This is a genomic window from Sediminitomix flava (assembly GCF_003149185.1).
GTDB lineage: Bacteria > Bacteroidota > Bacteroidia > Cytophagales > Flammeovirgaceae > Sediminitomix > Sediminitomix flava.
Window position 1 is genome coordinate 323,595 of record NZ_QGDO01000006.1, and the last position, 26,030, is coordinate 349,624.

The following is a 26,030-nucleotide window of genomic DNA, read 5'->3' on the forward strand; positions in this document are numbered from 1 at the left end:
AAATAACTAGGAGTTTAAGGTCTTTAATTTTGCTGTGGAAGAGTTGAACAGATATTCTAAAATGGATGGTATATCTAAAGTTAGACAAACATTTCCATTTCCCATGATCGTGGCACCGCTAATAAAGCGGACATTTTCCACAGGTTTACCAAGTGGTTTTTCAATAATTTCTTTTTGTTGGAGTAGTTTATCAACTACAAAGCCAACCATTTTATTGTAAGCAGAAACGACAATAAGGTAGAGTTTTTCATCGTTTGCGTAGCTATCGTAGGTCTTATGCAGGATATTTTCAGAGTAAAGCTCTTCTACAGATGAAGCTCTAAAAATATCATTGAGAAATACTACAGCTATAGTTTCATCAAGGTGAGTAGCAACAAGCCCGTTGCCCACTTTATGTACTTCAGATTTTTTGACTGAAATTACAGCTTCTGTAAACGAAAGAGGAATGGCAAACTCTGCACCACCAAGTATGAAAAGTAAGGCACTTTTTACAGCCATAGATGAAGGTAACCACATACTGAAAGTAGTTCCTTTTCCTACCTCGGTTTCAAAGGTGATTTTTCCCCCGATGGAATCGATGGCTCTTTTGACAACATCCATGCCTACACCTCTTCCCGAGATTTCAGAGACAGTGTCTCTACTTGAAAACCCTGGTTCAAAAATGTATTTAACGATTTCGTCATCGGAAATTGTATTTGCTATATCAGCTGTAATCAAGCCTTTTTCTAAAACTTTCTTTCGAATGATATTAGCATCAATTCCTTTCCCATCATCAATGATGTCGATAATGACATGATCTTTATCGTTATTGGCTCTAAGAGTTAGTGTACCTGCTTCGTTTTTACCCGTTTTTTCTCTTTCCTCTTTACTTTCTAATCCATGACTGACTGCGTTTCTAACTAAGTGGATTAAAGAATCACTGATAATCTGAAGAATGTTTCTGTCAATTTCAATTTCAGTACCTTCTAGAACGAGATTCACCTTCTTGTTTTCCAATTGGGCTACGTCTCTGACTATTCGGTGAAATTTATTGAAAAGAACATTGATCTGAACCAAACGAACTCCCATAACAGAGTATTGGAGATCGGAAGAAATCCGATAAAGTCTGGCAAAGTCATTCCCTCCTTTTTGTCCGTAAACAGTAATCAGACGGTCTTTCTCGATAGCTAATTCACCAACAAGGTTAAGAAGATTATCGAGTTTATTGACAGGTACTTGAACAAGATCTGAAAAACTGATTTGAGGAGAAGAAGACTTTTTAGCTTCTTTTACTTCTTCGTTTAGTTTATCTAATTTTTCTTTTTCTTGCTTTTTGCTATTGTCTGATTTTGGTTCAGGAACAGGAATCTCTTTTACTTTCCGTAAAATGATTTTCAGCTTTGCTTCAATTCCCTTGTATGAAACACTTTCGTCTGTTTTTACACCTTGAATAAGTTCTCCCAACTTATCAACAGCTCTAAAGAGATCATTGAAAATAGCGGTGGTGAGCTCCATCCGATTATTCTTGATCTCACTGAAAATGTCCTCAAGTAGGTGTGCCAAACTAGCGATTGCCTCAAAGCCCATTGCAGCCGCATTAGCTTTAAGTGTATGCGTAATACGAAATACAGCTTCAATAGCATTTTTGTTGGAATGCTCTTTTTCTAGTTCGGTAAATAAACGGTTGAGCTCTTCGAAATTATCAAGTGCTTCAGCAAAGAAGATCTGTTTAAGCTCTTCGTCTTTTGAGTTCATGGCTACAGGGTTAAAAATGGCAGGGAGAACAAAGGATCGTGTGAGACGATTTACTGAAGAACTTTATCAACAGTTTCGTTGAGTTGCTCTGGGGTAAATGGTTTAACGATATAGTCGTCTAAACCTAGTTTTAATCCTTCATCTACTACAGACTGCTGTCCAACGGCACTGATCATAATGATTTTTGCTTGAAGTTCTTCCTCTCTTAATGTTTTCAAGATGTCAAGACCAAGCATATCTGGTAAGATATTGTCTAATGTTATTAGGTCTGGAGATAACTCTAGAGCCATGTCGATTGCTTCTTCACCATTGGCTGCTTGTCCTACAATTTCGTGTCCTTGACTACTAAGAGCATCTTTAATTATTGTTCTCATGTAAAGAGAATCATCGACAATCAATACTTTCTTACTCATCGGTTAATTTGGGTTGTTTTGAAAATGGATTTTTTAAATGAATTAGGTTCGATGTAATCAGAATGTCTATTATGCTTTAGACATGGTAGAACTGATATCTTCTTTAGAAATGACTTTAAAAAGGTCAATTAAAATAATCAGTCTATTTTCTAGTTTGATTACACCATTGATATATTGATGTTCTTGAGTGCTATCATTGATAATATTTGGAGTATAATCAATATCAGCAGTAGCTACTGAAAGTGTATTAGGCACTTCTTTGACTAAGATTGCCATATTGTATTCTTTACTTTCTACAACCAGAGTGTAGTTCGATTTTTCCTCTTGTGGAATGTCACTGTCAGTTTTTAGAGCAAACTTTTCTTCGAGATCAATGATGGCTAGAATATTACCACGTATGTTGGCTACTCCTTTTATAAACTTGGGTGTAAGTGGAATTTTGGAAATTTTTGGGGTAAGAACAACTTCCTTGATCTGATCGATGAATAATCCGTATTCTTCATCTCCAAGTTTAAATACAATGATCTGATTCATTTCTCCAGCATTTTCTTGCTGAAGATCTTGAGGGCGTTCTAGGTTGATTTCTTCTTGCATAAAATGATAAGGTTAGATGAAAATAATACTGAGCTGCAAAACTAGAGGCAGCCCAGTATCGCCCTCTGATATTACTTCAATTTGAACTTACTGATATTCATATTCAATTCTTGGGCAAGTTTTTCAAGGTCTGTACTTGTGATACCCAATTCTTGTACCGAATCATTCAATTCTCCCGCTGCACCAGATGCTTGATCTGTACCTTTTGCTGACGTTTCCGAAATTTGAACGATCTCTTGTATGTTTTTCACGACTTCATCAATAGCCCCTTTCTGACTGTTTGTAGATTCAAGTACATCTTTTGAAAGGGTCAGTGTTTCTTGGCTCGAATCTAGGATAGATTTGAATACATCTGAGGCATCATTGGTTGCTAGGTTTCCATTTTTTACTGAAGATTCCATGTTTCCTATAGCCTTAGATGCAGACGAAACGTCCTTTTGAACATCTTGAATTACCTTCTCAATACCAACCGCAGATTTTCTTGAGTCTTCAGCTAGTTTACGAATCTCTTCAGCTACAACGGCGAATCCTCGACCAGCATCTCCGGCTCTTGCTGCCTCAATAGCAGCGTTCAATGCTAGTAGGTTGGTTTGAGCTGCAATATCTTGAATTACGTTTAGTGCTCTTGAGATTTCTTCAGAACGTTCAGTCAATACCTCAATTGAGCCTGATGTAGATTGAGCTGAAGATTCAATATCGTTCATGTTGGAAACTAGCTGTTTGATAATGGTCATACCATTCTGACATGCTTCCATACCACCTTCTGCAGATTGTGTAATAATTTCGGCTTTTCCTCCAGTGTCCTCAGCGGCTTTCAAGATACCTTTTACCAGTGTAGATGCTTCATCTGTTTTACCTACCTGAATTTTCATACCCTCTGAAATATCTCCAATAGAAGATACTACGGAACCTGTGTTATCTTCCATTGACTGGAATTTCTTCAGCATGGTTGTAGATGAATCATTTACTGTCACAGAGCTTGTTCCGATTTCAGTAAGTAGTTGTGACAAGCTTTCTAGGGCAGAGTTAAGAGAACCACCCATTTCTTTTACATCACCAGCGGCTTGTCTTACAAATCTTGGAGTAAGGTCTCCATTAGCCATTTTTCCTAGAATATCGTTGATATCCAAAATTGGTTCAGATATGGCACTCAACAAGTCATTCAATGAATCGATAAGCTCTTTCCACTTACCTTCAACTCCCTTAATTGTCAATCTCTCTTGAAGCTTTCCTTGATTTCCTGCAAGTTGTACTACACGGTTAATTTCAAGAATTACTTCTCTTAGGTTATCCCTCAAAGCTTTATTGTTCTCAATCATGAGGGCGATATCTGATCTCACTTTCAAGTCACCTAAGTTAATTTCTGCATCGAAATTACCTTTTTTCAACTCACTTAAGAATTCAGATAAGGCATTGAATGCAAGCTTAAAGTCAGTGACATCGGTAGCATATTTTACTACTTTATAGACTTTGCCATCGTGGTCTTTAATTGGGTTGTAAGTGGCTTGAATCCAAATTTCTTTGCCTCCTTTTCCTACTCTCTGATACTCACCTTGAGCATATTCACCTCTATTTAGTTTCGTCCAGAACATACTATACTCTTGTGAAGCGCCGTATTCTGGATCGCAAAGCATTCTATGGTGCTGATTCTTGATTTCATCTATGGTGTAGCCAATGACATTCAAGAAGTTTTCATTGGCATTGATAATCGTACCATCCATGTTAAACTCGATCGTACCTTGTGATTTATCAATAGCGGCAAGTTTTCCACGGTTTTCAGCATTGACAAGTCGTCTTTCGGTTACATCTTGTGCAATTTTTACGACTTTAAACATGTTTCCATCATCATCAGAAACAGGGTTGTAGGTTGCTTCAAGCCAAATTTCTTTTCCAGCTTTGGTTACACGTTTGTAAACTCCTTTTTCAAACTTTCCTTGCCCAAGTCTTTCCCAGAAATTGCGGTATTCTACAGAGTTTGCGTATTCAGGAAGGCAGAACATCCTGTGGTGTTGTCCTTCAATTTCTGAAAGTTGATATCCTGCAGTCTGTAAGAAAAGATCATTTGCCTTTATGATAGAACCGTCAGGGTTAAATTCAATTACAGCATATGAGTTTTCAATAGCAGCAATTTTACCACGGTTTTCAGCATTACGAAGTCTTCTTGAAGTTACATCTTGAGCAAATTTTACAACCTTGAAAAGATTACCTTCATCATCAGCGATTGGGTTGTAAGTGGCATCTAGGAATATTTCATTCCCTTGTTTGTCAATACGTTTAAAAGTGCCTTGAACATACTCACCTCTAGCTAATTTATCCCAAAGGTGCTTGTACTCTATACTGTTTGCATATTCTGAATCACAGAACATTCTGTGGTGTTGTCCTTGGATTTCATTTAGAGTATAGCCCGTCGTTTTACAGAATAGCTCATTTGCATTGAGAATAGTACCATCAAGTTCAAACTCAATCATGGCATTGGACTGACCAACGGCAGAAATTTTACCACGGTTTTCCGCATTGGCTTTTCTACGTTCGGTTACATCACGAGCAAACTTTACAACTTTAAAGAATTTACCTTCATCATCTGTAATGGGGTTGTAAGTTGCATCTAGCCAGATATGATTTCCTAGTTTGTTTACACGTTTATAAGTTCCTTGAGCAAATTCACCCCGATTTAGCTTTTCCCAGAACTGCTTGTATTGAACACTATTTGCATATTCTGGCTCACAGAACATTCTGTGGTGCTGTCCTTGGATTTCATTCAGTGAATAACCAGTAGTTTTACAGAATAGCTCATTTGCTGTAACAATTGTTCCGTCAAGGTTGAATTCAATCATTGCATTTGATTCACCCATTGCTGCAATTTTACCACGGTTTTCCGCATTGGCTTTTCTACGCGCTGTAACATCCCTAGAGAACATGACAACTTTGAAGAGATTTCCTTCGTCATCAGCAATAGGGCTATAGGTAGCATCTAACCAAATATGATTTCCAAACTTATCGATTTGTTTATAAGTACCCTGTGCGAATTCACCCCGATTTAGTTTTTCCCAAAATTGCTTATACTCGATGCCATTTGCGTACTCAGGTTCACAGAACATTCTATGGTGTTGTCCTTCGATATCAGCTAACGAATATCCAAGAGTGTCACTGAAAAGTTCGTTTGCTGTTATGACCGTTCCATCAAGATTGAATTCAATCATGGCATTGGACTGACCAACGGCAGAAATTTTACCACGGTTTTCCGCATTAGCTTTTCTACGAGCTGTTACGTCTTGTCCGAATACAGAAACTTTATATGGGACACCATCGAGGTCGGTAATTGGGGAGAAAGAACATTCTAACCAGCGATGTTCACCATTTTTATGTTTCATTTTGTAAACGCCTCTTTGAGAGTTTCCTTTTTTCAACTCATTCCAAAGTGTGCCGTATTCGTGAGAATTTATGAATTCATTAAAACAGAACATTTTATAGTTTTTGCCAAACATTTCTGCCTCAGAATATCCTAATGTTTCTCTCCAAAGTTCGTTAGAAAGCGTAATGTTTCCATCCATATCCATGTCAAGTTGCGTATTGGCAGCACCAATAGCTTGCAACTGGCTATCCATCTCAATTTCTTTCAACTTTTGTTCAGTGATATCGAAACGAATACCGATGTATTTGTAGGGCTTTCCTGTATCATCGAGAAGTGGTGCAATAGTTACATCTACCCAATATGGTTCACCGTTCTTTTTCTTATTCTTAATCGTCCCTTGGAAGATTTTACCCGCCTGTATGGTTTCCCACATTTCTTTAAAAACAGATTTAGGTGTATCGGGGTGACGAACAACACTGTGTGGCTTTCCAACTACTTCTTCTCTTGCATATCCAGAGACTTCACAAAACTTATCGTTTACAGAAAGAACATTTCCGTAAAGATCCGATTCAGAAATAAGTGCAGCACGATCAAGAATGGAGTCTCTCGCAGTCAACTCACGTTCTTGCAGCATTTTTTCTGTTAGATCAAATCGGATTCCTATATATCGGTAAGGTTTTCCGTTTTCATCTAATACAGGCGCAATTGTAGCATCTACCCAGTATGGTTCTCCGTTCTTCTTTTTATTCTTGATGATCCCTTGGAAAATTTCTCCATTTTGGATCTTTTCCCACATTTCTTTAAAGACTAACTTAGGAGTATCGGGGTGTCTTACAGTACTGTGAGGTTTACCCACAATTTCTTCTCTGGCATAACCAGAAATCTCACAGAATTTGTCATTTACAGCTAAAACATTTCCATATAAATCGGATTCAGATACAAGAGCAGCTCTATCAAGTATGTTAGATTTGGCCTTTAGTTCTTTAAGAAACTTTTGACCTTCGTTACTTATCTCATCTTTGGGAGGAACAGGTTTATCTAAATCAATTCCTTTTTTAGGTGTGTGTCCATCTTTTTTGATATTGTCTCCAAGAGCCATCTGAGTAACTTTTATGGGTTTAATAATAGTCAAGGGAAAAACCCCTTTGATAGTAGAGTTAGTGTAAGGAACTTATCACAAGGTTATTAGGTGAAAAGGTTCTGAGAAAAGTTCCCTATCAGTAATTTTGATGCTACATTTTACTGCTTTTAGCTAAAAGACTAAAGCGTTTGTAAGTTATTACAAAAGATTGTAGTGTTTTTATCTGGTTGTTTTGGAAACTATTTAATGAAAAGTTAGTTAGAGGCGAGAATTGAATTATCTGTTTGAAGTTTGAGTAATTCTTTTGCAAAAGCTTGATATGCTAAACTACTCGTTGAATTTGGTGCATATTCAATAACGGATTGTCCAAAGCTTGGGGCTTCTACTGCTCGAACATCCACAGGTACTCGATTTTTGAAAATTCTTATACCAAAATGATTTTGAAGATAGTCTAGAATTTCTGAGGTGATATTTCTTCTGTAATCTACCATAACTGGTAGTATTCCTAGTATAGATAACGACGAATTATAAGATTCTTTTACTTGAAAAACTGTATCAATGATCAAAGAAAGTCCTTGAAGGCTTAAAACTTCAAGTTGTAATGGGATTAAAACACCATTAGAGGCTGATAACATATTTATAGTTAAAAAAGAGAGGGAAGGAGCACAGTCGATTAAGATGAAATCATAGTTAAATGCAATTTCAGAGATAAGTTCTTTAATTATATATGCCCTGTCTTTCGTGTGATGGAGGAACATATCTGTTTCAGCTAGGCTAATATTTGAGGGAATAATGTCAATCCCTTCTTTTTCTTGGATGATTTCTTGAATAGAGCATTCACCTTTAATTAGCTGAGTTAAATTTCTTGATTCTACATTCTGAATTCCAAAATGAAAACTTAGACAAGCTTGTGGGTCAGCGTCTATCGTTAAAATTTTATATCCTTTTTTTTGTAAGGCTTTAGCTAAGTTAGTGGTAGTTGTAGTTTTTCCAGTTCCACCTTTCTGATTGATGATAGAGATAATATTAGTAGAGGGTGTCATATGTCCTATATCTTAAGTTTGAGTGGAATGAAATTGTTAAAACCTACATTTTTGCTACAATTCATCTTTTTTTAATCCAATCTCAGATAGAAATATTAATGACTTTTTGTAGTTTTGTAGCGTAACGTTTTTAATGTGATTTACTTTCTCATATCAAGACCGATTATTTTTTGGTTTGAATTTTTAGTATAAAATGAAAGAAAATAACCTATCTCAAGATAATTTATCTAACTCAGAGGTAAATAATCCAAATTTGGAAAAGAAAGATGTAGCTCTTCATGACATTATTCTAAAGCAACATGACATGTTACTAAAACAGTATGAGGTCATAGCAAAAGAAAAAGAGCGTAAAGAAGATGAAATCGATTTAACTGCACTTTTACCGTCCTTTCTTAAGAAGAAAAATGCTAATAATGAAGAGATAGATTCATTAGAGTCTGCTTTATTAAACAAATCTAAAGAAAGCTTACTCGCAACTGAAACTACTTTAACTACAGCTGGAAACTGGTTTACTAGATCTGTTTCAACCTATTTTAATGGTATTGCTAATTATTGGTTATTACTATTGATTTTAACTGGATTAGGAGCCGCGGTAGGAGGATTTATTTTTACAACTGCAGAGCCAACTTATAAGTCACATATTACATTAGTCACTGAAAATGTGGGGTATAAGGATGTGTATAAAGGTATGGTTTTAACCCTTGATGAGTTAGCTGAAACAAATAGTAATTCTGCATTAGCTCAACGAATTGGTGTCTCAGAAGAAACTGCTTCATTGATCTCAGGGATAAAGTATGAAGAATATTTACAGAAAGCAGATTCTATTGTAAATGATTCAACAGTAATTAAGGCTCCTATAAGCCCATATTTTAAAATCTTTGCAGAGGTAAAAGATAATAAAGTATTACCTGAACTAGAGGAAGGATTATTTTCACTTCTTACTGAAAATGAACCGTTAGATCGTCAAGTTAAGGCTGAGAAAGCATTACTTAAGCAAAGTCTAAGAGATTTAGATGCAGAAAAATCACTTATGGATTCATTGAGATTAGTTGTAATGAATCGAATTGGTGATACAGAAAATAAGAAAGATGACTTTTATGTAAAACAATCAGGTATTGAAACAGGAGGCGGTCTTATTTTGAGTGAAAATAGAAAATTGGAGATAGAACCAACTTTACCTTTCAATAAGTTGAAAGAAATAGATGCTCAAAAGAGATCAATCATTAAAAAATTGGAATTAATGGAATATAAGCTTCAAGTTATTGAGAACTTTGCGGCTATTAATAAGCCTGTATTTCCAAGAATGAGACATTTATTGATTCCGATCATTCTAGCATTTGCATTGGGTACAGTTTTAACAACTATTTTATATAGCTTAAAAAGAAGAAAAACTGCATAATGCTTTATAAAAATAAATAAAAGCTCACGTTTACGTGGGCTTTTTTTTATGTTTAAAGTATAGAATAAAATAATTACTGTAATATATTTTCATTTATGGAAATCATTAAGACCAAATTAAAAGATTGCTACATTATTGAACCTAAGGTTTTTGGAGATGAAAGAGGGTATTTCTTTGAGAGCTTTCATAAAGAAAAGTTTAAAGTAGAGACAGGTTTAGATATTGATTTTGTTCAAGACAATCAGTCTAGCTCAAAATATGGAGTATTAAGAGGCTTACATCTTCAATTTGGTGAATATGCCCAAGCGAAATTAGTAAGAGTATTATCGGGCAGAGTTTTAGATATTGCAGTTGATTTGCGTGAAGAATCTGAAACTTATGGTCAGTATGAAGCAGTTGAATTGAGTGCAGATAATAAAAGGCAATTTTTTGTACCAAGAGGTTTTGCACATGGATTTGTTGTCTTAAGTGAGTCTGCAGAATTTTTTTATAAGTGTGATAATTATTATGCACCATCTTATGAAGGTGGGATTTTTTATAATGATAAAGACTTAAACATTGATTGGGGAATTCCTCAAAGTGAAATGATTATTTCAGAGAAAGACCAAAAATTACCTAGTTTATCAGACTTTAAAAATACCAAATTATCATGAAAAAAATCCTTATAACAGGAGGGAATGGCCAGTTAGGGAATGAGTTTAAGTGGCTATCTGAAAAGAATGATAGCTTTGAGTTTGTATTTACTGATGCTAATGACTTAGATATAACTAGCCTTGATTCTTTGATGACTTATTTTTCTGTAAATAAGTTTGATTTTTGTGTGAACTGTGCCGCTTATACTGCAGTAGATAAGGCTGAGGCCGAAGTAGAATTATCACATCAGATAAATGAATTTGGAGCTGAAAATTTAGCTAAGGCATGTAGTGAATTTGGTGTTGTATTATTTCATATTTCAACGGACTTTGTCTTTGAAGGGAATAATTTTAAACCTTATACTGAGGCAGATTTAACACATCCAATTTCTGTTTATGGAGAATCAAAATTAGGAGGAGAAAACCGGATAGCTGAAGTATTAGATCAATATTTTATTATCAGGACTTCTTGGTTATATTCTTCTTATGGTAATAATTTTGTGAAGACGATGTTGCGTCTAGGTGAAGAAAGAGATCGTTTGAATATCATTTCTGATCAGATTGGGTCGCCTACTTACGCTCGCGATTTAGCAGAATATGTCCTACATATGATTGGAGCTCATTTAGGAAATGATTTTGGTGTTTACCATTTTAGTAATCAGGGAGTTGCAAGTTGGTATGATTTTGCAAAACAAATATTTGATATTAAAAATATTGATGTAAAAGTTAGTCCTATTCCAACTACTGACTATCCAACGCCAGCTAAAAGACCGCATTATAGTGTGATGGATAAATCTAAAATAGAAAAGACATTCGGTAAGGAAATTCTTTATTGGCGTGAGAGCTTAGTTAAATGCTTAGAACTATTATAACCTAAAAATATAACTTTATAACGTTTAGAGATCAATGAAAAGTATTCTTATAACTGGTGGTGCTGGTTTTATAGGCGCTAATTTTGTTCCTTATTTTCTCAATAAATACAATGAATATTTTATTATCAATCTAGATTTATTGACTTACGCTGGAAATCTTGAAAATTTAGCTGAGATAGAAGTAAATCACCCTCGATATAAATTTATCAAAGGAGATATCTGTAACAGAGAATTAGTAGAATATATCTTTGAAGAATACAATGTTGAAGGTGTTATCCACTTTGCTGCTGAGTCTCATGTAGATAATTCAATATCAGGACCAGAAGCTTTTGTGAAGACAAATGTCAATGGTACATTCACATTGCTTGATGTGGCTAGAAAGTATTGGATGAATGCCCCTTTTACTTACAAAGAGGAGTTTTCGAATTGTAGATTCCATCATATCTCAACTGATGAGGTGTATGGTACTTTGGGTGAAACGGGGTTATTCACAGAAGAAACACCTTATGCGCCAAATAGTCCATATAGCTCGTCTAAGGCCTCTTCAGATATGCTAGTGCGTTCGTATTTTCACACCTATGGAATGAATGTAGTGACAACGAATTGTTCTAATAACTATGGCCCTAAACAGCATAAAGAGAAATTAATACCGACCATCATTCGTAAGGCTTTATCAGAAGAACTAATTCCAATCTATGGTGATGGAAAAAATATTAGAGACTGGTTATATGTTTTAGACCATTGTAAAGGAATTGATCTAGTTTATCATGAAGGTCGATCTGGAGAAACATATAATATTGGAGGGCGCAATGAAAGAGATAATCTCTACATCGTAAATCATATTTGTGAGCTTTTAGATCAAAAACAGCCTTTAGAAAGTGGTAAATCTTACAAAGAATTAATTTCCTTTGTTAAAGATAGGCCTGGTCACGATAGAAGGTACGCAATTGATGCAACTAAGCTTGAAAGTGAATTAGGGTGGAAGGCTGATGAGAATTTCGAAACAGGAATTGAAAAGACAGTTGATTGGTATTTGAATCAATATCAAGAATTTAGCGTATAGTAGTTACTTAAGTATTTTAAACAATAAGAGGTAGTATCCATTGATAATATCTCTTATTGTTTTTTATAAATTATTTAAAAATTATAATTTTACTGCAGTTCAGCTATTTATTTAATCTAATATCAATATTTTTTGCCCCTAATAAAAAACTCTACTAAATTTGTAGAGTATTCGTTTTACTTCAATAAGTCTTGGAAAAATAAGACTTGGTAATTTGATAATGTATTGGAGTTTTCAGAGCCTTTAAATGCATATTTAGTTCTTGCTGTTCTTTCAGTAATGATTATTATGCTTATTCGTGATAAATATCTTCCGTCACTAGTTTTTATAGCAGCGGTATCTCTATTAGTTATATTGGGAGTTATCAGTACAAAGGAAGTAGTTAATAATCTAGCAAATAAGCAGATTTTAATAATTTTCTTGATGATTATGTTGTCATCAATCATTAAGGAAAATTTTAATATTGTAAACTGGTTTCATAAGTCTACCTCACGTCTCAAAACACCTAAGGCGTTTTTAGTAGTAATGAATTCTGTAGTAGCAGGTTTATCCTCTGTATTTAACAATACACCAATAGTTGTTATGTTGGTGCCTTTAGTTTATAGAAAAGCAAAAGAATTAGGTGTGTCTCCGGCAAAGTTTCTTATGCCATTATCCTTTTCTGCAATTCTTGGAGGTATGATTACATTAGTGGGAACTTCCACTAATCTTGTGTTAAATGGTTTTTTGGAAACATATAATGAGCCTTTATTATCTTTTGTAGATTTTATGGGGTTAGGTATACTCGTATCAATTTTGGGGATAGTGTATATGTTTTTTTATGGGTACGATCGTTTAGGACATTTAACTTTACCCCTTCAGCAAACAGAAAATCAATATAGAGAGTACTTTGTTGAAACGCAATTGACTGAGCGTTCAAATTATGTGGGGAAAACTCTTTTTGATACGCAACTTAGAAAATATGCTGGAGTAACTTTAATAGAAGTTATTAGGGGAGAACGAATATATAATGTTGTTGCTCATGTCCCCAATTTTGTATTTGAAAAAGGAGATCGATTGATTTTTACTGGTCGGGGAGATGAAATTTTAGATTTTTTAAAGCACAATAATGAGCTTACTCTGGCAAAAAATGTCAAATTTAATTTGAATGACCAGATGCATCTTTTAGAGGTATCTGTTCCTTATAATTTTGTCTTAGAGGGAAAGAGAATTAAGGATACAAATTTTAGGAAAGCATATAATGCGGCGATTATTGCCATTCATAGAAATGGTGAAAAACTGAGTGGGAAAATTGGTGAAATGATTTTTAAACGAGGAGACTTATTAATGCTTGTTACAGGTCAAGCAGGTGCTATGGTCGCTTTGAAAAAAGATTTTTATATCATTTCAGATAGCAGTGAAGTAAATATAAAAGCACATAAAAATCTTAAGTATTTTATAGGTTTTTCGATGTTAATGTTAGTTTTGTTGTTGAGTGGCACATTAGACTTATTTTCAGGTTTATTAGGTATCATTTTAGGAGCTCTCTTTTTAGGTATAACATCGTTACATAAATTACGACAAGAGATAGATCTAGATTTGTTAATTATATTAGTAGGGTCATTAGTTTTAGGAGAAGCATTTTTGTCATCAGGGGCAGCAGAATTAATTTCCTCAAATTTATTATTGGTTTTAGCACCTTATGGAAACTCTGCAATTCTTGTAGGGTTAATGATTTTAACAATATTATTGACATCTTTTATAACAAATGTAGCTGCGGTATCAGTAGCATTTCCTTTAGCTTATTCAATATCCCAACAATTTGGTATAGAAGGAGAACCTTTTTATTTAGGTGTAGCATTTGCTGCTTCAGCTGCTTTTATGACTCCTATTGGTTATCAAACTAATTTATTGGTGACAAGTGCTGCAGGTTATCGTTTTAAAGATTTCTTAAGGGTAGGGTCGCCTTTAACTTTAATTTATATTATTACTTGTATTGTTTATTTAGTATCTAAATATCAACTAATCTAATTATGGCTGAAAAATTACATATTATCCCTCATAAACTTTCTATATCTAGAGAAGATAGAAATAAGCAATTAAAACATAAGTCCTTTGTTGTATGGTTTTCAGGTTTTTCAGGTTCTGGAAAGTCAACTTTAGCTAATAATTTAGAGGTTAAATTACATGAGAAAAGCATCCATACGTATTTATTGGATGGGGATAATATTAGAAAAGGTATTAATACTGATTTAGATTTTTCTGAAGAAAGTAGAAAAGAAAACCTACGTCGAATAGGGGAGATTGTAAAGTTATTTATTGACGCAGGGACTGTTGTTATGGCAGCTTTTGTATCTCCTTATCGAGAAGATAGAGATAAAATTAAAGAATTAGTTGGAGAGGAAAACTTTGTAGAAGTTTTTGTCAACTGCCCTATTGAAGTATGTGAACAAAGAGATGTTAAGGGCTTATATAAAAAAGCAAGAAATGGAGAAATTAAAAACTTTACAGGTATTAGTGCTCCATTCGAAGAGCCTCTTAACCCTGATGTAGTTGTAAAAACACATGAAATGACTACAGACGAATCTCTTGAATTATTATGGAAAACTGTAAAAAGTAAATTATAAATAAAATGAGCAAGTACTATTTGACGCACTTGAAAGAATTGGAAGCTGAAGCAATTTTTGTCCTTAGAGAAGTTGCAGCTCAGTTTGAAAACCCTGCAATTCTATTTTCTGGAGGGAAAGATTCAATTGTTGTCACTCACTTAGCACGTAAAGCTTTCGCTCCTGCTAAGATTCCGTTTCCGTTGCTACACGTTGATACAGGGCATAACTTTCCTGAAACGATCAAATTTAGAGATGATTTAGTAAAAAAGCTAGGCGCTAGATTATTGGTTGGATCAGTTCAAGAATCAATCGATGAAGGTCGAGTTTTAGAAGAGAAAGGACGTGATGCCAGTCGTAATGCACTTCAAACAACAACATTATTAGATGCTATTGAGAGTAATCAATTAGACTGTTGTATTGGTGGAGGTCGTCGTGATGAAGAAAAGGCTAGAGCAAAAGAACGTTTCTTCTCACATAGAGATGATTTTGGACAATGGGATCCAAAAAATCAGAGACCTGAGCTATGGAATATCTTTAATGGAAGATACCATAGAGGAGAGCACTTTAGAGCATTCCCTATCAGTAACTGGACTGAGATGGATGTGTGGCAATATATTATGTTAGAGAATATCGAGATTCCATCACTTTATATTGCTCATGAAAGAGACGTAATTTGGAGAGACAATACTTGGATTCCTAATTCAGAGTTTATTACTCTTAGACCAGGAGAAGAGGTTGTTAGAAAGAAAATCCGTTTCCGTACTCTTGGTGATATCACAATAACTGGAGGGCTTGAATCTGATGCAGATACATTACCTAAAATTGTAGCTGAAGTTGCTGCAGCACGTCAAACAGAAAGAGGTAATCGTGCAGATGATAAGAGATCAGAAACAGCAATGGAAGACCGTAAGCGTCAAGGATATTTCTAGGATTAAGAAAATTTATTCATTTTTCGAGAGAGTATCTTTTACTTTTTCAGTTTAACAATCTATTTCAAGAAACAAATGTCTGAATATAAAGATATGCAGCTGCTTCGTTTTACCACAGCGGGTAGTGTAGATGATGGAAAAAGTACTTTGATTGGTCGTTTGCTATACGATTCAAAGTCAATTTTTGAAGATCAGTTAGATGCGGTAAAGCGTTCTAGTGAGCGTAAAGGATTAGAGCACGTAGAGTTGGCTCACCTTACTGATGGACTAAAGGATGAGAGAGAGCAAGGTATTACAATTGATGTAGCATATCGTTACTTTGCTACACCAAAACGTAAGTTTATCATTGCGGATACTCCAGGTCATATTCAATATACAAGAAACATGGTTACAGGAGCTTCAACAGCTCAGTTGGCATTGATTCTTGTAGATGCTCGTAAAGGAGTAATTGAGCAAACAAAGCGTCACTCTTTTATTGCATCTCTCCTTCAAATTCCACACGTATGTATTTGTGTGAATAAAATGGACTTAGTAGACTTTGATGAAGCTGCTTTCAATAAGATTGTAGAAGAATACAAAGATTTCGCTAGTAAGTTGGAGATTAAAGATTTCCGATTTATACCAATGAGTGCCTTGAAAGGAGACAATGTTGTAGAGCCTTCAGAAAATATGCCTTGGTACAAAGGTGGTACACTTCTAAATACTTTGGAAACGATTCATATTGAGAGCGATCACAATTTTGTTGATTGTCGTTTCCCTGTACAAACGGTAATTCGTCCTCATAGCGATGAGTACCATGATTATAGAGGTTATGCGGGAAGAGTATCAAGTGGTATTTTTAAACCAGGTGATGAGGTAACTGTTCTTCCTTCAGGTTTTACATCTAAAGTGAAGTCTATTGATACTTTTGATGGTGAAATCGATGAAGCATTCCCTCCATTATCTGTAACTCTAACTTTGGAAGATGAGATCGATATCAGTCGTGGAGACATGATTGTTCGTACTCAAAATCAACCAGAAATGCTTCAAGACCTTGATGTAATGATGTGTTGGTTGAATAATAAAGGTCCACTTCCAAGAGGAAAGTATACAGTGAAGCATACTTCAAATGAAGTAAAAGGTATGATGAAAGAAGTATTGTATAAAGTAGATATCAATACGCTTCACCGTATCGAAGACGATAAAGAGATCAAAATGAATGATATCTTTAGAGTGAAGCTTCGTACAACCAAACCATTGATGGTAGATCCTTACAATCGTAACCGTGAAACAGGTAGTTTGATTCTTGTTGATGATACAACAAACGAAACTGTCGCAGCAGGTATGATTGTATCGAAATAATTTTTGAATAAAGAAGTTTTGATAAGAGGCAGCTAATAGGCTGTCTCTTGTTGTTTTCCCATTAATTACAACCTTAAAAATGACAACTCAAGAAATTAAAGATCTTATAGAGGTAGCAATCGAAGCAACTTCTCATGCAGATAAAGAAATATTGAAGGTATATGAAAGCGATGATTTTGGAGTAGAGGTAAAAGGCGATGATTCACCTTTGACAAAAGCAGATAAAGCTTCCCATTACGCGATCGTAGGAATTCTTGAAAAAACAGGATTACCGATTCTTTCAGAGGAAGGTAATGATATTTCATATGAAGATCGAAAGGATTGGGAATACTTTTGGATGATTGATCCATTAGATGGTACAAAGGAGTTTATTAAGAGAAGCGGAGAGTTTACCGTAAACATTGCATTAATACATAAAGATACACCGGTAGGTGGAGTTGTGTCTACGCCTGTACTTGGAGAAGTTTTTTGGGGAAGTATAGAGAATGGAGCTTTTGTAAAAAGAAATGGGGAGATAAGAGAGCTTTCAAAGTCAAAAGCAGTTAATCTCAATCAGAAAGGATTAAGAGTTGTTGCTTCAAAATCTCATTTAAATGACAAAACGCGTGAATATATTGAGAAGTTGAGTGAGCCAGAGACCGTATCTATGGGGAGTTCACTTAAATTCTTAATGCTAACTGAAGATAAGGCAGATTTATATCCACGTTTTGCACCTACAATGGAGTGGGATACAGCTGCTGCCCATGCGGTATTGAGTGTGCTAGGTTATAAAGTTTATAATATGGAAGCCAACGGGACTGAGTTGGTTTACAATAAAGAAAATCTTCTGAATCCAGAATTCTTAGCGATATAAAAATAAAAAAGGTGAATCAATCTTAAGATGATTCACCTTTTTCTTTTTTACAGAATTTCAAAGTAGAATGAATTGCTAATTGTTCGTTCCGCATCTGATCCATTATTGATGTCTCGAGCATTGATTGTTAGTACATATATTTCTCCAGATTTAGCCGCATTAGGAATTGTAATTGGATAAATATCTTTTAGTACTTCTTTTAAATCAATGTAGTTGGCATTAGTCTCTAGTGTAAAGATAGGTTGGCTTTCTACATCCATTCTTTGCCAATAGACTTCTAAATATTCTATCCCGATATCATCTGAGATTTTCCCTATTACTTCTATTTCATTTCCTCTCGATACAATCGTCGGAGAACTTAAATTACTGTATAGTCCTTTCAGTTCATTATTGATGTATATTCCCTCCTCATTCATTTTAGGAAGTGCATCGCTTGTTATGTAGAGATTAAAGGACTTTATACTTCCTTTTTCATAACCTCCGATATTATCGGCAACTTCAATAGTAATCTCTTCTGTTTCTCCAACAGCAGATGTAGGTGTGAATTCAAGAGAAATATAATCAGCAAGATTGATTGAATCTATTTCATTGATAACTGCTTCTGAAACTTCTTCCTCTCCATTACTTTTTCTTACTGTTTTTCTAACAGAAATAATAGAGTCATTATCGATAACCTTAAAATTTGAAATGGTATACGGAGAGTTTTCAACAACTGAAACCTCATTTTCATCCATAGTAAGGTTTGCTTCTTCAATAGATAATTGTGGAGGAAGATCTAAAAGTATATCTAAGTTTCTTTCCACCGAATTATTGAATGTATCTGTTGCAACAAGACTAATTGAAAAATCCTCTTCAAGAGCATCTGTAGAAATACTATTAGGCGCTCTTAGTGAACTTACATTACTAAGTAATTCGGCAATATCAATTTGCTTAGCAGAACCTCTCAATGTTTGGAAAACTTGTGGAAGTACAAATGTTAAGCTAGAAATATGAAGATCATCACTCACTAGACCTGAAATTTCAATTTCATCATTGGGTCTAGCAGCGTATTTTCCATCAACCTGAGTGAGATTAAGCGCTAATTCTTCAAAAACAGGGGCGCTTGTGTCACCTATTATTTCGAAATTATAAGCTAATGGCGTTTCATTACCTGCTTTATCAAAAGCTGAAACTGTAAGAGAGTATAAGCCTTTTTGAGAGTATGCAGGAATTGCTAATGGAATGCGTTTGCTTTGTCTTCTTCCATTGATGTCAATTGCAGAATCAACTCTCCAGATTAATCTATCTTCGGGAGAAGTGAAGCTTTTATTAATACTAATATGAGCAGAGTCGAGTCCGAAATTATCAGTGTATGTCAGATTGAGAATTAGTGAATCAAAATAAGCGTATTGTTCTTGAATACTTATTTCCTCGGCAACAGGGCTAAGGCTGTCATCTATAGGTATGCATCCTTGTAAAAAAGCGACACACAACAAGAGCATCGAGAATTTCTTCATTTTTAATTGTTTTGGGCTACAAAAAATAGCAGTATTCTAGCAAGTAGAGCTTAAAATTAATAGAATAGCATGGATTTTTTTGGTATTTATAAAGTTTTTTACGGATAATTTCTTTTTAGCTCAATTTTTATAGAATCTTGATACATAAAAAATTAGTTATTTTGTAGCATGATGAAACAGACGGAGACTTTAGAATTAGAGAGTAGGGGATTGAAGGATTTGCCAAGAGTTGCAAAAGAAATAGCTGAGTTTGCCCAAGACCAAACAGTTTGGTTGTTTGAAGGGCATATGGGGGCAGGTAAAACAACTTTGATCAAAGAGATTTGTGATCTTTATGGAGTGGTTGATTTAGTGAATAGCCCTACATTTTCTATAGTGAATGAATATGCATCAGCAGATGATACATTTTATCACTTTGATTTCTATCGTTTGAGGGAGGAAGAGGAAGCTTTAGATATTGGCTTTGAGGAATATGTTTCATCAGGGCATTTATGTTTAATTGAATGGCCATCAAAAATTCCATCTTTTATACCTGATGAATATCTATTGATTGAGATTGAGGCAATTGATGAATCAAGAAGACAAATAAAAGTATCAAAAATTCAAGATTAGATAGCTAGGATATTACTCGAGAAAGGTATTTTTTTGAGATTAATTATGTAGTTTATAACTATTCTATTTTCAAGTGTACTCCGTACTAACTTCAAAACTTTAAAAACACAAGTATGATGATGGGTGAAAAAGATAAAAAGGAGGGATTGTCAAGACAGGAAGAGTTTTCATTAACACCACAAGAATTGTTGGTGGAGGAAGCTGTAAGTAAAAGTAATCGAATGACAATTGGAGTACCTTGTGAAACAGACTTGGAAGAACTACGAGTGATGATTAAGCCTGAAGCAGTAACTGTGTTGACTGCAAATGGGTTTGAGGTTAGGGTAGAAAATGGTGCAGGTATAGGAGCTAATCATTCTGATCAAGAATATGCCGATGCTGGAGCTATCATGACTTCTAATCATGAGGACGTATTCAAGTCTGATATTGTTCTCAAGATCAATCCACCAACATTAGAGGAAATTTCCTTTATGCGAAAAGGCAAGACTGTCGTGTCTGTTTTGCAATTCAACTCACTCAACAAAGAATACCTCAAAGCTGTTAATCAGAAAAAGCTGACTTGTGTAGCATTCAATTATATAGAAGATAGAGTCGCAGGATTACCGTTTGTTCGTGCTATGAGTGAAATAGCAGGAAGTACGGTTATGCTTGTAGCTGCTGAATATATGAGTAATAGCAAAGGTGGTAGAGGTGTGATACTCGGAGGAATTACAGGTGTACCATCAGCGCGAGTAGTTATTCTAGGAGCAGGAACTGTTGCTGAATACGCCGCCAGAACTGCTGCTGGTTTGGGTGCTGAGGTAAAAGTCTTTGACAATCATATTTATAAACTTCGTAGACTAAAAGAGAAATTAGGTCAATTTCACCTGTTCACATCAGCAATTGACAACCTCATGCTAGAGGATGCAATTAGTCGTGCAGATGTTGTAGTCGGAGCACTTCGAAATAATCAAGGGCGATGTCCTACAGTTGTGACTGAAGAGGTTGTGTCCAAGATGAAAGAAAATGCAATTATTATTGATGTGAGTATCGATCATGGAGGTTGTTTTGAAACTTCAGAACCAACAACGCACCAAAATCCTACTTTCAAAAAGTATGGAGTGATTCATTATTGTGTACCTAATATTGCATCTAGAGTTTCTCAAACAGCTACGGCAGCTATTAGTAATATTTTTACACCATACCTTATTTCGTTATCTGAAACAGGTAGTGTAGAGAAATTGATGTTAGCTCATCAAGGTTTTACAAAAGGTGTTTATGCTTACAGAGGGAGTATGACCAATGATGTATTAGCTTCACAATACGGGATGTCATCTAAGGATCTAAACCTCATTTTAGCAGCAAGTATGGAGACCCGAATGGGGTAATTTAAAATGAAAGAATTTCAGTAGGCTTCTTCTGAATAGAATTTAAAAGTGCTTTTAAACGATCAATATTACCATTTGTATAAAAAGTAATAGAAGGATTTTCATTATTAGTTTTTAATCGACTATCATTTAAAATCCTTTCTGCTTGTTTAGCGATGGCAGGAGCAGGGTCTATTAACGAGACCGAAGGTCCCGTGATTTTTTGAATTTCTTCAGATAAAAAAGGATAATGAGTGCAGCCAAGTACTATTTGGTCAGCTTTATCATCTAACATTGGTTGAATGTATTTTTTCAGAAGTTCATGACATTCTACTGTACCAATTTTACCTTCTTCCACAATCTCGACTAATCCCTTTCCAGCTTGAATATTGGTATGTACGTGGGAAGCATACTTCTGACTAGTTTCTAGGTATAGTTTTCCTTTAAGGGTACCTGCTGTAGCTAGTACGCCAACACTATTATTTTTAGTTTTTGTTGCCGCTAACTTTATAGCAGGCTCCATACCTATAAAAGGAATTGTAGGGTAAGTTTCTCTTAAAGTTTGAATAGCTGCTGCAGTTGCTGTATTACAGGCTACAACAATCATTTTACAATTTTTAGAAAGAAGAAAGTCAGTAATGGCTAGTGATCTTTCTATGATTTCAACCTCTTCTTTATCTCCGTACGGACTGTGTTTACTATCTGCCACATATATGAAATTTTCAGAGGGTAATGATTTTTGTAAAACACGCCAAACTGAAAGTCCACCTAATCCAGAGTCAAAGACCCCAATAGGATTAGTACTTTCCTCCACAATTCCCATTTGATTTTCCTTTTTGAATTCGACTATTCTTGCATAAATAAGTTCTCAGACTCAATACTTGGTGGTATTTCTGAATTATTCTTTTTGCTGAATGCAAAGCCAAATAATGAACCACAGATACCTCCTAGAATATGAGCAAATTGTGAAATGTTATCATTGGCAAAAACATTAAAGATTTCTTGTCCAAAGAAAATGATAGCAATCAAGATGAAGGTAAGAGGAATGTGTCCTTTCTGAACGTTAACTACTGAACTCAAGATAATAAACATAAATACTACACCACTAGCACCCAAGAGCGAAGTGTCAAACATTACAATGTTTAGAACACCTGTGATTAAGGCTGTAAGGGCAAGCATTGTAAACAGTCTTTTTGAGCCATATTTTTCTTCCAAAATAGGGCCTAAAAGAAGAATGAAAGTAAAGTTATTGACAAAGTGTTCCACATTTGCATGACCTATTACGTGAGTAAAGAGTCTCATGTAGTCCACTGGGTCGAGGAAGTTCATTTGTCCTCCTACAGAAAAAAAGTAAGTAAGATCTATACCAAATTCTTTTAATAATAAAACAGCAGCACTTATAAATGTGAATGTAAGTACTACAGGAGCATTATATTGAATTTTCATAGGGTGTAAAAATAAAAGTTAAATCATTGACCTATTTAAGTTGATATACTTGTTGTTCTATCTGTTCATATTTAGAGGCAATCAGAGGAATCTTCTCAAAAAGTATCGGAATGATATTTTCTTTATCAATAATGATTTGAGGCATATCCTTCATAAACTTACGTTGAATAGAAGATAAAGATTCGTATGCAAATGGAGGTGTTAATTCCTTAGACGCCAAGTCCCATTGTATATACGGAAGACTAACATGGTTTCCTTCATAATATTCAATAGCACCACCAGTAACCCATATTTTCTCACCAAGGTTTTGCCATTTAGCTTTTTTTACATTCATATTCTCATATGTAATGAATTTTTGTAATGGAGAATCGGGTTTTACACTCCATATTCCTATTAAAAGAATGGTAAGTGTTCCAAAAGTGAAAATAGTTTCGGCAATCCAAGTTCTTCGGATTAGTAAAAGCTGATGAGAAATGAAAAATGCAATTACAGGAACGAATAATGCAAACTGATGTATGGCATATGAAGAAGAGGTCATGATAGCTACAGAAGCTGCCATTAACCAGAATAGAAATATCTGTTGAATATTGACTTGAAAGTTGATGTAATTTCGTTCAGAGAATATTTTAAAGATGGCAAACGTTAACCAAACAGCCGGAAATACACCAAGTGCAAACATTTCTTCAAAAGAATGTAAGATGTGTTTTTTAATGGAGAATGACCCTAAAATAAATTGGTCAAAGAATGCAGTAATATCTCCAAAAAAGAATTGATAGATCGCAATTGCGCTTACGGGGAAAAAGAAACCATATAATTTGGCTGTAATGATACGGATAGATCCATTCCCGTAAATAATATTGACAATAATTCCCATCAGTAAAAACCAAATACTTTGGGCAAAAGCAAGGTAAGCTATACCTAACCAAATGCCCGTTCTGAATGCAATTGAGGGTGAATTATTTTCATCAGGGCGTAAAGAATGTCCTAAAGCTGGTAATAAAAAGGTTAGTCCGATAAGTACAGGTGGTAAGCTTGTGAAGTCAGGACTTAGTAACATAAAAATACAGTATAATAAGCCAGGGATATTCGTTTTTTCATTATATGCTTCATTAGCCTGTAATAATGAGTTAAAAGTGAAGGCTTGGATTAATATGAGCAAGACAGAAAATAACTCATATCCCCAAGATGTTCCTTGTGAAATATTAAAAACAAGCTCATGAAACCATGCAGATAAAGGTGGGTAAGTTGTCCACAAATCAATGTACAATGATTTATCATTACTCAGAGCATCACCTATCAGGAATTGCATCAATTCTTGGTTGGTCAGTGGAGTATCATACATCCATGACGGAATCTTTAAGATGACAAAAAGTATAGCAATAATTAAAAAAAGAATATTGTCGTTTTTTCTAAATAAACTTATCACGGATCAGCACTGTTAAATTATATCTGTTACAACGCTCTGAAGAGGATTGCTTTTACTATGGTGCAAATTAAAAAAAATAAAGCGATCAATTATTAGATTTTTTATATCCCAAGAATAGGGAAATGAAACACTTTAAAAGAAATAATAAGTGTAATCTTATTTTGGGTATGAGAATTAGGAGATAATGGAATTTTTCTACCCGCTATGTAAGTATCAAGAATGTATTCATGGACTTTTATAATCTCATCCATTTAACTTTTGAGACTGTAAAATTGGGTTTAAATCTAAAAGCGTTTGATCACAAATGAATGTTCGAAAGTTATATACTTTGTTAGTAGCTGGTCTAATGGTGTTCTTATTGGTGATTCTAGGTAACATCATTTCTGTAGGTGAAAGATTAGATCAGATTCATTCAGGTTTGGCTTATTTCTTTTATTTTCTACTATTTTTTTTACTGAATGTAGGTGTTTTGTATCCACTTTACCGCATTCTCAAATCCTCAACTCTTGATTTGTCCATTCTTTATGAAGACGATGGACAAGTAAGAAGTAAGGAAATTCGACAGTTGGCTGAAAAATTTAAGAATGAGTCAGATTTAAATGAGGATCAAAAACAAGTTTTGCAAGAAACTGTCCGCGTCGAGCAGATAACGACTACAAAGAACTTATTAAAACAGTATGTCGATGAGCGTTTTACTCAGATGGATGAAGCTATTTTTGCAAAAGCCCAGTTAGTTTTTGTCGCTACAGCAGTTTCACAAAGTGGTCGAATCGATGCATTGACAAGTTTAGTTTTTAATATCCAATTAGTAACTCAGTTAATTAAAATATTAGGTTTCCGTCCTACCTACTACCAATTGGCTAAATTATATCTTAATGTTTTTCTCACAGCACTTCTTGTAGAAAGTATTGACGATTTATTTGATGCTGAAAATGGAATATTGGCAGGGACTTTATCTCCTTTATTAAAAGGTATTCCCTTCATAAAAGAAATAGCAAACTCTACATTAGATGGAGCATTTAGTGCTTTTTTAACTCTAAGAATAGGTTACATAACGAAAACTTATTTGAAAGGAGAGGATAAAATGTTTTCTAGAAAAGGAATAAGAAAGAGTGCAAGACTATTTGCGAAGCAGAGTATCTCAAGTGTAGTAAAAAAAGCTGTTTTAAATTTAAAGTTTAATTCGAACAAGAAAGTCAAGGTCTCGTAAGAATGAACCATTTTATAATAATACTTCTTCTTAGTCTATAATTTATCGCTTAATATCAGTGTGTTAAATGTTATGAGTGAAATTTTATTCATTTAATATTTGCACAGTCCAAATAAAACCCTCACTTTTGCACCCGCTTCAAACGAGAAGCACGCTTGGAAAACAAGGTTCAAACACAAGTTTGCTAAAGAAATAAGAGAAAGCTTAAGTCTTTAAATACTGAAAATGAAGTCAGTTCACTTTATTTAAATCGCTTAACAAAATTAGATTTGGAAAGATCAAATTAAATCTCTTATCTTTGCAGCCGTCTTCAGTGAAAACGTTCACTGAAAAGACGTAAAACAATGTCATGCGTAAAGGTTTTGAAGAAATGCTTCTCAAAACACTCCAAAAAAAAACTTGAAAAAAGTTTTGGAGTTGAAAAGAAAAAGTTCTTACCTTTGCATCCGTCTTCTGAGGAAAACGACTCAGAAAACGAAATAAATAGAGGCTGAAGAAGTCAGTTTTTACATTGAGATTGAGAGTTTTAAATGCTTTAAAATTCTGATAGAAAGTCTCAAAAGTTCTTTGAAAGAATAGTTATGTAGTAATCAGGTAAGT

21 protein-coding genes are annotated in these 26,030 nt (G+C 34.6%); 12 read left to right on the top strand and 9 right to left on the bottom strand.

Going from position 1 to position 26,030, the window contains the following annotated elements; all coding sequences use genetic code 11:
* Positions 1-6: 6 nt before the first annotated feature.
* The 5 genes from BC781_RS20490 to BC781_RS20510 all read right to left on the bottom strand — a co-directional run bounded on the left by BC781_RS20490 (position 7) and on the right by BC781_RS20510 (position 8,217).
* Complete coding sequence (locus BC781_RS20490) at positions 7-1,734, bottom strand: chemotaxis protein CheA (RefSeq protein WP_109621394.1); 1,728 nt, start codon at positions 1,732-1,734, stop codon at positions 7-9.
* A gap of 50 nt (positions 1,735-1,784) precedes the next feature.
* The gene (locus tag BC781_RS20495) at positions 1,785-2,147 is read right to left on the bottom strand and encodes a response regulator (protein WP_109621396.1); all 363 of its coding nucleotides are present in this window, start codon (positions 2,145-2,147) and stop codon (positions 1,785-1,787) included.
* A gap of 69 nt (positions 2,148-2,216) precedes the next feature.
* Complete coding sequence (locus BC781_RS20500) at positions 2,217-2,741, bottom strand: chemotaxis protein CheW (protein WP_109621398.1); 525 nt, start codon at positions 2,739-2,741, stop codon at positions 2,217-2,219.
* Positions 2,742-2,812: 71 nt separating this feature from the next.
* The gene (locus BC781_RS20505; RefSeq protein WP_109621400.1) at positions 2,813-7,192 is read right to left on the bottom strand and encodes a methyl-accepting chemotaxis protein; all 4,380 of its coding nucleotides are present in this window, start codon (positions 7,190-7,192) and stop codon (positions 2,813-2,815) included.
* 236 nt (positions 7,193-7,428) lie between these two features.
* A complete protein-coding gene (locus BC781_RS20510; RefSeq protein ID WP_109621402.1) occupies positions 7,429-8,217 on the bottom strand; it encodes a ParA family protein in 789 nt (262 codons plus the stop codon).
* 193 nt (positions 8,218-8,410) lie between these two features.
* On the opposite strand from BC781_RS20510, the gene BC781_RS20515 reads away from it, so the two are divergent.
* From BC781_RS20515 to cysQ, 9 genes are all read left to right on the top strand, one after another.
* Positions 8,411-9,616: a hypothetical protein gene (locus BC781_RS20515; protein ID WP_109621404.1), complete on the top strand. Its 1,206-nt coding sequence runs from the start codon at positions 8,411-8,413 to the stop codon at positions 9,614-9,616.
* A gap of 95 nt (positions 9,617-9,711) precedes the next feature.
* Positions 9,712-10,269: a dTDP-4-dehydrorhamnose 3,5-epimerase gene (rfbC, locus tag BC781_RS20520; protein WP_109621406.1), complete on the top strand. Its 558-nt coding sequence runs from the start codon at positions 9,712-9,714 to the stop codon at positions 10,267-10,269.
* Positions 10,266-11,120 carry a dTDP-4-dehydrorhamnose reductase gene (gene rfbD / locus BC781_RS20525; RefSeq protein ID WP_109621408.1) on the top strand — a complete coding sequence of 285 codons (855 nt, stop codon included), beginning with the start codon at positions 10,266-10,268 and terminating at the stop codon, positions 11,118-11,120. Before rfbC ends, rfbD begins: the two co-directional genes overlap by 4 nt.
* A gap of 34 nt (positions 11,121-11,154) precedes the next feature.
* Complete coding sequence (gene rfbB, locus BC781_RS20530; protein WP_109621410.1) at positions 11,155-12,183, top strand: dTDP-glucose 4,6-dehydratase; 1,029 nt, start codon at positions 11,155-11,157, stop codon at positions 12,181-12,183.
* A gap of 225 nt (positions 12,184-12,408) precedes the next feature.
* Complete coding sequence (locus BC781_RS20535) at positions 12,409-14,193, top strand: SLC13 family permease (protein WP_109621412.1); 1,785 nt, start codon at positions 12,409-12,411, stop codon at positions 14,191-14,193.
* A 2-nt stretch (positions 14,194-14,195) separates the two neighbouring features.
* The gene (gene cysC, locus BC781_RS20540; protein ID WP_109621414.1) at positions 14,196-14,789 is read left to right on the top strand and encodes an adenylyl-sulfate kinase; all 594 of its coding nucleotides are present in this window, start codon (positions 14,196-14,198) and stop codon (positions 14,787-14,789) included.
* Between the two features lie 5 nt (positions 14,790-14,794).
* The gene (gene cysD / locus BC781_RS20545) at positions 14,795-15,700 is read left to right on the top strand and encodes a sulfate adenylyltransferase subunit CysD (RefSeq protein ID WP_109621417.1); all 906 of its coding nucleotides are present in this window, start codon (positions 14,795-14,797) and stop codon (positions 15,698-15,700) included.
* A 75-nt stretch (positions 15,701-15,775) separates the two neighbouring features.
* Positions 15,776-17,041 (top strand): sulfate adenylyltransferase subunit CysN, encoded by a 1,266-nt coding sequence (gene cysN, locus BC781_RS20550; RefSeq protein ID WP_109621419.1) that lies wholly within the window; start codon positions 15,776-15,778, stop codon positions 17,039-17,041.
* Between the two features lie 79 nt (positions 17,042-17,120).
* Positions 17,121-17,894: a 3'(2'),5'-bisphosphate nucleotidase CysQ gene (gene cysQ, locus BC781_RS20555; RefSeq protein WP_109621421.1), complete on the top strand. Its 774-nt coding sequence runs from the start codon at positions 17,121-17,123 to the stop codon at positions 17,892-17,894.
* A gap of 47 nt (positions 17,895-17,941) precedes the next feature.
* Here the strand turns inward: cysQ and BC781_RS20560 are convergent, their stop codons facing one another.
* A complete protein-coding gene (locus BC781_RS20560) occupies positions 17,942-19,390 on the bottom strand; it encodes a hypothetical protein (protein WP_109621423.1) in 1,449 nt (482 codons plus the stop codon).
* Between the two features lie 168 nt (positions 19,391-19,558).
* On the opposite strand from BC781_RS20560, the gene tsaE reads away from it, so the two are divergent.
* Both tsaE and BC781_RS20570 read left to right on the top strand, forming a co-directional pair.
* Entirely contained in the window at positions 19,559-20,002 is a 444-nt protein-coding gene (gene tsaE, locus BC781_RS20565; protein WP_109621425.1) for a tRNA (adenosine(37)-N6)-threonylcarbamoyltransferase complex ATPase subunit type 1 TsaE, read from the top strand.
* A 113-nt stretch (positions 20,003-20,115) separates the two neighbouring features.
* Complete coding sequence (locus BC781_RS20570; protein WP_317047246.1) at positions 20,116-21,369, top strand: alanine dehydrogenase; 1,254 nt, start codon at positions 20,116-20,118, stop codon at positions 21,367-21,369.
* 1 nt (position 21,370) lies between these two features.
* On the opposite strand, the gene murI is transcribed toward BC781_RS20570, so the two are convergent.
* The 3 genes from murI to BC781_RS20585 are packed head-to-tail and all read right to left on the bottom strand — an operon-like array spanning position 21,371 to position 24,136.
* On the bottom strand, positions 21,371-22,171 hold the full coding sequence (murI, locus tag BC781_RS20575; RefSeq protein WP_109621427.1) for a glutamate racemase: 801 nt from the start codon (positions 22,169-22,171) through the stop codon (positions 21,371-21,373).
* Positions 22,172-22,194: 23 nt separating this feature from the next.
* The gene (locus BC781_RS20580; protein WP_109621429.1) at positions 22,195-22,794 is read right to left on the bottom strand and encodes a rhomboid family intramembrane serine protease; all 600 of its coding nucleotides are present in this window, start codon (positions 22,792-22,794) and stop codon (positions 22,195-22,197) included.
* 31 nt (positions 22,795-22,825) lie between these two features.
* On the bottom strand, positions 22,826-24,136 hold the full coding sequence (locus BC781_RS20585; RefSeq protein ID WP_109621432.1) for a hypothetical protein: 1,311 nt from the start codon (positions 24,134-24,136) through the stop codon (positions 22,826-22,828).
* 388 nt (positions 24,137-24,524) lie between these two features.
* Between BC781_RS20585 and BC781_RS20590 the strand changes: the two genes are divergently transcribed.
* Entirely contained in the window at positions 24,525-25,430 is a 906-nt protein-coding gene (locus tag BC781_RS20590) for a DUF697 domain-containing protein (protein ID WP_109621434.1), read from the top strand.
* The last annotated feature ends 600 nt before the right edge of the window (positions 25,431-26,030 follow it).